The 7286-nt window shown below is 57.4% G+C and carries 4 protein-coding genes and 1 pseudogene; 2 read left to right on the top strand and 3 right to left on the bottom strand.

Going from position 1 to position 7286, the window contains the following annotated elements; genetic code table 11:
* Positions 1-3474, bottom strand: a 3474-nt coding sequence (locus JWR14_RS19915) for a CheR family methyltransferase (RefSeq protein ID WP_299710131.1), incomplete at its 3' end; no start/stop codon positions are given.
* 899 nt (positions 3475-4373) lie between these two features.
* On the opposite strand from JWR14_RS19915, the gene JWR14_RS19910 reads away from it, so the two are divergent.
* Both JWR14_RS19910 and JWR14_RS19905 read left to right on the top strand, forming a co-directional pair.
* Positions 4374-4805: a DUF3597 domain-containing protein gene (locus tag JWR14_RS19910; protein WP_299710129.1), complete on the top strand. Its 432-nt coding sequence runs from the start codon at positions 4374-4376 to the stop codon at positions 4803-4805.
* Between the two features lie 33 nt (positions 4806-4838).
* A complete protein-coding gene (locus JWR14_RS19905; RefSeq protein ID WP_299710127.1) occupies positions 4839-5456 on the top strand; it encodes a hypothetical protein in 618 nt (205 codons plus the stop codon).
* Between the two features lie 533 nt (positions 5457-5989).
* Here the strand turns inward: JWR14_RS19905 and JWR14_RS19900 are convergent.
* Both JWR14_RS19900 and ligD read right to left on the bottom strand, forming a co-directional pair.
* Entirely contained in the window at positions 5990-6415 is a 426-nt protein-coding gene (locus JWR14_RS19900; protein ID WP_299710125.1) for a hypothetical protein, read from the bottom strand.
* 26 nt (positions 6416-6441) lie between these two features.
* A pseudogene (gene ligD, locus JWR14_RS19895) lies at positions 6442-7253 on the bottom strand (non-homologous end-joining DNA ligase).
* Positions 7254-7286 lie beyond the last annotated feature (33 nt).

Raw genomic sequence — 7286 nt, 5'->3', positions numbered from 1 at the left:
TCCGTGCGGCGTGAACTTCAACGCATTGCGCACGAGGTTCCAAAGCATCTGTTCGAGGCGGACCGCATCGGCTCGGATGACAACGGGGACGCCCACTCCAGACATCGATAGGTCAAAGCCGTTTACTGCGGCATCGGCCGCGCTCGCTTCGACCACCGATTGCACTGCGACCGAAACGTCGACCGGTCCCCGCTGCAACGCCAGTTTTCCAGTGCGCGCGCGCGACAAGTCGAGCAGATCGTCGATAATTTTCGCCTGACCGACGACCGAACGCCGGATAGCCTCGGCTGCCTCTTGAACGACTGCGATCCCCCTTGCCTCCGGCGTGCGGGTAAGCAACTCTGCTTTCACATGAATCAGATTGAGCGGATTCTTTAGCTCGTGCGACAACACGGCAAAGAACTCATCCTTCAAACGGATGGCGGCCTCCGCCTGAAGGCGTATTTCGCGCTCAAGCTTCAGCTGTAACTGCTGCTGGCTTTCAATCCCTTTCTGATCCGTGACATCGCGAACGATCTTCGCGTACCCCTTAAAGTCGGCTGCGTCGATCGATGTCATAACGCCGCTGCAGTAGGCTTGCGAGCCATCACGTCGCAGGTGCCACCGTTCGTCTTCTGCACGCCCGGCGCTTGCCGCTTGTGCTCGCTCCGCTTGGGCAATTCCGTCCGCACGATCTGCAGGCAAGAAGATCATTTCGATGGAGTTGCCCTTCACTTCCGCTTCCTTATAGCCGAATATCCGCTCCGCACCCTTGTTCCAGCTAACGATCACTCCGTCCATGTCCTGAACGATGATCCCGTAGTCGTCAGTCGTCAGCGCCGCAAGCTTCAGCCGGTCGTCACTTGTGCGCGCTTCCAATTGTGCTTGCCGTCGAGACGTGACATCGATCAGCGTAAGCACAGCGCCGTCGATGTGATGGTCAGCGGTGCGGTACGGCAACAAACGAGCCAGAAAGGAATGCCCGTCGTTCGTTTCGACTTCACGCTCGATCATCTGCAGGCTGCTAAAGACAGCAGCAGCATCGTCGGCCAGTTCGGGATATTTTAGGCGATGCGTAAGATCGAGCAATGGGCGACCAACGTCGGACTTAATCAGATTGAACAAGCCGACCGCAGGTGCGGTATAACGCTTGATGTGCATCGCACGGTCTACAAAAACGGTTGCGATATCCGTTGAGGCTATGAGGTTCTCCAGGTCATCGTTCGCCTTGGCTGTCTCTGCCACCTTCGATTCAAGCTCGACATTGACCGTCACCAGTTCTTCATTCACCGAATGGAGCTCTTCCTTACTCGTTTCGAGCTCTTCGCTAGCCGAGCGAAGTTCTTCAACGATGGCCTGAAGCTCTTCGTTGGACGCTTTCAACTCCTCGGTCGATACGTTCGACTGCTCAATGGACGACTGCAGGTTCTCCTTGGCGAGATGCAACTCCGCTTCAAGTTGCACCGTCACCGAATCATGCGCAGCGGAGCCGCTCTGATCACTCTCGTGCCCTTCGCCCAGCGCGATGTCCTCCAATTCGACGAACGAAATCAGCACGATGTCCGCGCCGGTTGCTTGATCGTGATACGGATGTATCTTCATTCTGACTCGCGTGGTCGTCTCACCGCTGAACATGCGTACCGGTCGCGTATCGGAGTCGATGCCTTTTTGTGTCGCCTGAAACAATGCCGTGCGCAGTTCGAGTCGCAAGTCAGGATGGATCAGCTTGAGAAGGTTATGCGATGGCTCTCCGCCTGCATAATGAAAAAACCGCCCGACCTCGCCTGACATATGCACGACCTCGGCATCGCGATCGACAATGACGCTGGGAAACGCGCTGTGTTCAATCGCCCGTCGGTGCAGATCAGCCGTCGCCATGCGTGGCCGTTCAATTACCGAGGGCGTCGCGGCGCTCAGGTGCGCCGTCCCCTTAGCCAACCGCGGAAACGGCGTAGCAGCCGCACGCAGGCGCGATGTCAGGACTTTTGCTTGGTAGATCCGATTCTTTTTATCGACCGCCACGAATAGATCGTCCGCAACGTCGGCCGACTCCGAGCTTCCCAAAAACAGAAAGCCACCTGGCTTCAGCGCAAAGTGGAATGTCTGAAAAATTTCCCGCTGAATCGTTCGATCCATATAGATCAGCAGGTTGCGACACGACACGAAGTCAACCTGCGAAAACGGCGGATCGCGCAGGAGGTTGTGAGGGGCAAAAAGCACCTTTTCGCGCACCGACTTGTCAACAACGTAGCGACTGCCGGCGTGGTTGAAAAATCGGTTCAGACGGGTGGGCGGCACGTCCGTCAGGATTGATTCTGGATAGTTACCTGCTCGGGCGATTTCGATAGCGTGCTGGTCGACGTCGGTCGCGAACAAGTGAATCGCCGGCAGCTCATTTCCTTCCCGCTGGCGTTCGCATAGCAACATCGCGAGCGAGTAGACCTCTTCCCCGGTGGAACAACCGGGCACCCACACGCGTACCGGCTCGTCCAGCGCTCTTTCGGCAACGATCGTCGGGATGACCTCACGCTCGACCGCTTCGAATGCTTCCCGATCACGAAAGAAATTGGTGACGCCAATCAACATGTCTTTGAGCAGCGGCGATGTTTCCTCGGGATGCGAGTCGAGGAAACGCTCGTACAACGGCAGGCTGGGAAGTGCATTGACCTGCAGACGCCGCTCGATGCGTCGGAGAACCGTCGCGCGCTTATAGTGATGAAAGTCGTGACCCGTGCGGGTGTGTAAGGTCGTCAATATTGCGTGAAGCGCACGCTCGGCAGGCGAAGCGGTGTGCTCTCCAACACCGGCGAGAAAAACAGGCCCTCCCTGAGCAGATTGTGGCAACTCGATAGCGCGCATGTTGGTCCACAATTCGATCAGCTTTTGCGGGATGTCAACGATCGGCAAAACGATGTCCACCATGCCGGTCGCAATTGCATTGCGCGGCATGTCCTCGTACTCGGCGTCCTCAGGACTTTGCGCGATCGTGATTCCAGCGAACTCCTTAATGCGACCGATGCCAACTGACCCGTCACTTCCGGATCCAGAAAGAATGATGCTGATGGCCCGTTCGCCGTGCGCCTCAGCCAGACTTCGAAAGAACAAGTCGATCGTGACGGGCCGACCGGGTAGGCGATCAACATGCGTGACGCACAAATGTCCATCTTCCATGGACAAGTTGTTCGATGGCGAGATGAGATAAACGCAGTTCTTTTCTATTCGCGTTGGCGTCGTTACCTGAATGACGCGCATCCTCGTTGCGCGTTGCAGGACCTGGTCGGCGATGCTCTCGTGCTTCGGCGACAGATGCAAGACAATGACGAACGCCATGCCGGCATCGCTTGGCATGTTTTCAAACAGGCGAAGTAAAGTTTGGACGCCGCCGGCCGAGGCACCGATCCCGACCACCGGAAAATCGAGCGAACCTTTCGTCAAAGGTCTTTCCGGATCGGGAGCGGGGGCGGGCGTCTCGTCCGGTATTTGATTGTTTGTCATTGGGATCTCTTGGCACCGCCGTCTTAATAATCGGCGTGAGACGCAATGGGGCGTCGGCAAGCATGCAGGTCGGCCGAGTTACACCGCCAATCAGGGTAGATCGGCAATTTTTATGCCTAACCGATCCGCGTTCGGGAGCGTCCGTCCGGCATAGAAAACTCGTTGGTACATTCGCGTCTTCCGTAAGCGGCTGGGTACTGTCTGCGCGTTCGCGCACGACTTTCGATCGCCTCGCCCCAAATGCCGAAATGGCGGCGTCCATCTGAAGTACGAGACGCGCGGTCTCCCGTTGCCTTGATCGGCGTAGGGTCGGCCACAGGCGGGCTTCGATTCGGGAATGTTCAACGTTGCCCCCTAAATGCGCACTCGATAAGGCGCGCTTGACCACCGACGGCGGACCTGCTCTTGAGGTAGTAAGTCATGACGCGCAACTGGACGTCCCAGGGCTTGACAAGAACCGCTACCGTTAAAGGCGTATTTTCGGCGCCGACAGCCTCTTTACGGATGCATTGGATCTAGAATCTCGCCGCACACTCCGCTATCAAGATAACTATCGCTTTCCTATAGTCGTTTGCTCGGGCGGCCTGATCTCAGGCTACAACAAGGGCCATGGGGCACTAGGACAGGTCCCAACCTTTGCTGATCGTGGCAGAGAACGGACATATAGGCGCAAACGTCGTTCTGATCCCGCCAATTCCGACGAGTCACCTTCCCTCGCTACAAGTTTTGAGCGCGGGGGAAGCATCGACGCGGTCTGCCAAACACTCGCCAAACATCATGGTGCGCCTGCGCGAACTGGCCTAGGCTGACATCTTCGCCTAGCCCGGGAACAAGCGTTGCGGTGCCGGTTGTAATCCGGATGCAATGGCCGTCAAAGCGTCAACACTGGGGGCAAGCACATGAACGTTCTCGCGAGCATCATCGACAAGGTTTTCCCGCCCGATCATCCTGCTAATACGTTGTCTGGCGCAACAATTGCGCCGGCAACCGCTCCGCCCGATCCTTCGACCGAGCCACCGACCAATCTGACCGATACCGCCGCAACGTCACAACCTCCGGTTACGCCCATGCCGACAGTGGACATTGCAGCGATTCTTGACACGCGCCAGTCGGCCCGCACTGACCCTTTGGACTGGCGTACTTCAATTGTTGACCTTCTGAAGCTCCTTAATCTCGACAGCAGCCTTGAAGCCAGAAAGTTACTAGCCGCAGAATTGGCCTATCCAGACAGCCAAGACGACTCCGACCACATGGACGTCTGGCTCCATAAAGAAGTGATGAAGCGGCTCGCGCGGAATGGCGGCGAGGTTCCAGCCGGTTTGAAAACTTGAACAACGCTAGAAACCCCAACAAGGTGACGCACGATGACTTCGAAAGCGGGAAACGACGCATGCAATGCCGGTGTCGTGTTGATTGAACAACAACTGATCGCCTTGACGACATTCTTAACCTTGCTAGCCGACTGGGCCGGCAAGGGGCGCGCGCTGCCCGACCTCACTGCGGGCGAGCGATACCTGCAAAGGAGGCGCGCAGCGAGCCGCGCCAGCCCGCACGTTGAAGCGGGCGTGAGGCTGAAGCTCGAACCGGTTCCTATTCGACTGCTATGGGAAAGGTTTCAGGATCATCCCGAGGCGTCATCGCGCGTACTCCGAACCGCGTGTTCTAACGCCATCCTTGCGGTCGCGGCATTTTTCGAACAACACGGCATGGGCGCATTGAAGACACCCGAAGTCCAGTTCCTGATGCGCATTCGCGATGCCGCATTGAACGCGAACCTTTTTGAAATCGAGAGCGGCCAATATATTCCCGTCGCGACCTTCGATGGCCTCGCCATTTCCGACAAGCTAAACGGCGCGCCTCTTTTCGGCGATGAAACCACGGCCGGCTTTTTAGAGCTCGGCGATGTCGCCGCGCTGCTGGCGTACCTTTCGACGCACCTGAGCGGTGTTCAGACCATGGTGAGTGCCGGCGATGCGGGTTAAATGTGGTGATTGTCGACCGGCTTGGTGACTTTGAACCGGGTCGACTCGCGCATTGAAGCGGCGCTTCCGCCGATCGCGGCCATGACCATTAGTTAACTCGACACCGTCGACAGGAATTCGGGCACACAATGACCCGCGCGCCGTTCAGCAAGACCTGCTCTTCGTCCAAAATAAACTTCGTACCGACCTGCAACCGGAACAACGTCCGACCATTGAAGTGTCTGTTGGCCCATCGTTCTCACCCTGCTCGAGCGGAAATGGTCGTCTCAGCAGATATCAGGCGGGCGGAAGCGGAGGTACGCGACCGACTCCGCGCAATACGTCTCACACGAGACTATCTACACGACTACCCATTAAGCTTAGCTGCTGGATGAGACTCATCACTGCGACCTGACGGCGGCCCGTGCGATTTGAACCAGCGGAGAGCCAATTCCCCCTGTTATGAAAATACTTCTCTAAAGGGGGCTACCATCGGCGCGGCGGTTCGCACACCAGATGCGTTCTGGCGCCCTACTTACTCAATTCAATCCCGTTCAGTCGGTGACCGGCGGCCAAGTTGTTGCGCCGGCTTCGAGGTCGGGCTCAGGCACCGTGTCTAGGCCTTCTCCAAACCACGAGACTTGCTGTCGAAGTTCGGACGCGTAGCTGTCCCATCCGCTTTGATGGCCAATGAAAAGATCGTGTTGCACGAGGTTCGCCAGTAATGGACGATTGAGTTCCTCCTCCAGCAGCGCCTTGGGCCACAAGAAAAACGCGCTCGCCGCTCGCTTGGCGAACTCGTAAGGCGTCATCTCCGGATCGACCATGCGCAAGATTGCAAAGCTCATGAGCGACTCCTCTTGCGCAGCGGCTTCACCCACCGTATTGAAGCGCAGCGCACACTTCATCACGCAAGCGCTCGCTTCCAATACGTCGCCCAGATGTAGCAGCAGAGCACGTCGTTCTATACCGTCGTCCATCTCATTTTCCCCAATTATTTGTGCGGCTATTTCAACCCTATCGCTCGTCGCATTGCGGTCGTGAGACCCTGTCTGCATCGCCAGTAACCCTGCCATGGATCGCTACCCAACGTGCGCTGGCGCTTGAGCGCCGTATGAATCGTGCATTGATCCGCGGCTTTGATTTCTCGTAGCTCTTCCCATGCGACGGGCATCGACACGCCCATGCCAGAGCGCGCTCGTGCCGAGAAGGCCGCGACCGTGCTCGCCCTTTACTGTTTCTCAGGTAGTTGATGAAAATCTTGTCGACGCGGTTCTTCGGTCCAAGCACCGCGGAGAAGCGATCGGGAAACACCTTCGCCATGTGTCTTGCAATGGCCTGCGAGAATGACTTCATCTCGTCCCACCCTTGTCGGCGTGTCAGCGGAATGACGATGTGATAGCCCTTCCCTCCGCTGATCTTGATGAAGCATTTGAGCCCGACCTCGTCGAGCAGCACCTTCGCCAGTTGAGCGGCCTCCGTCATCATGCGCCACGACAAGGCAGGATCGGGGTCAAGGCCGAGGACGAATCGGTCGCGGTGCTCCAGATCTGGCTGTACTGCATTCCCGGTGTGCAGCTCGATCACGTTCATTTGAGCCAGGCCGATGAGCGCTTCGTGCGCGTCCACCGCGAGCAACGGCGGATGATTCGGATGCAGAGCGGTAGGTAACTTGGTAATGCCGGGAATGCGCGATCTTTCCTCGTGCTTCTGAAAAAAAAGCTCGCCCTCTATCCCATTAGGTGCACGTTCCAGCGACACCGGCCGATCTTGCAGATACGGTAACGCCCATTCGGCTATCTGATCGTAGTAGCGCACGAGGTCAATCTTCTTCAGACCCGTGGTCCGATC

The organism is Caballeronia sp. (assembly GCF_028292365.1).
GTDB lineage: Bacteria > Pseudomonadota > Gammaproteobacteria > Burkholderiales > Burkholderiaceae > Caballeronia.
The sequence above is the reverse complement of the archived record's forward strand: the minus strand, read 5'-3'. Positions and strand labels throughout refer to the sequence as shown.

Coding starts and splice junctions, on each gene's coding strand:
- JWR14_RS19910 (WP_299710129.1), top strand. CDS start 4,374: ATGAACGTTCTCGCGAGCATCATCGACAAGGTTTTCCCGCCCGATCAT.
- JWR14_RS19900 (WP_299710125.1), bottom strand. CDS start 6,415: ATGGACGACGGTATAGAACGACGTGCTCTGCTGCTACATCTGGGCGAC.
- JWR14_RS19905 (WP_299710127.1), top strand. CDS start 4,839: ATGACTTCGAAAGCGGGAAACGACGCATGCAATGCCGGTGTCGTGTTG.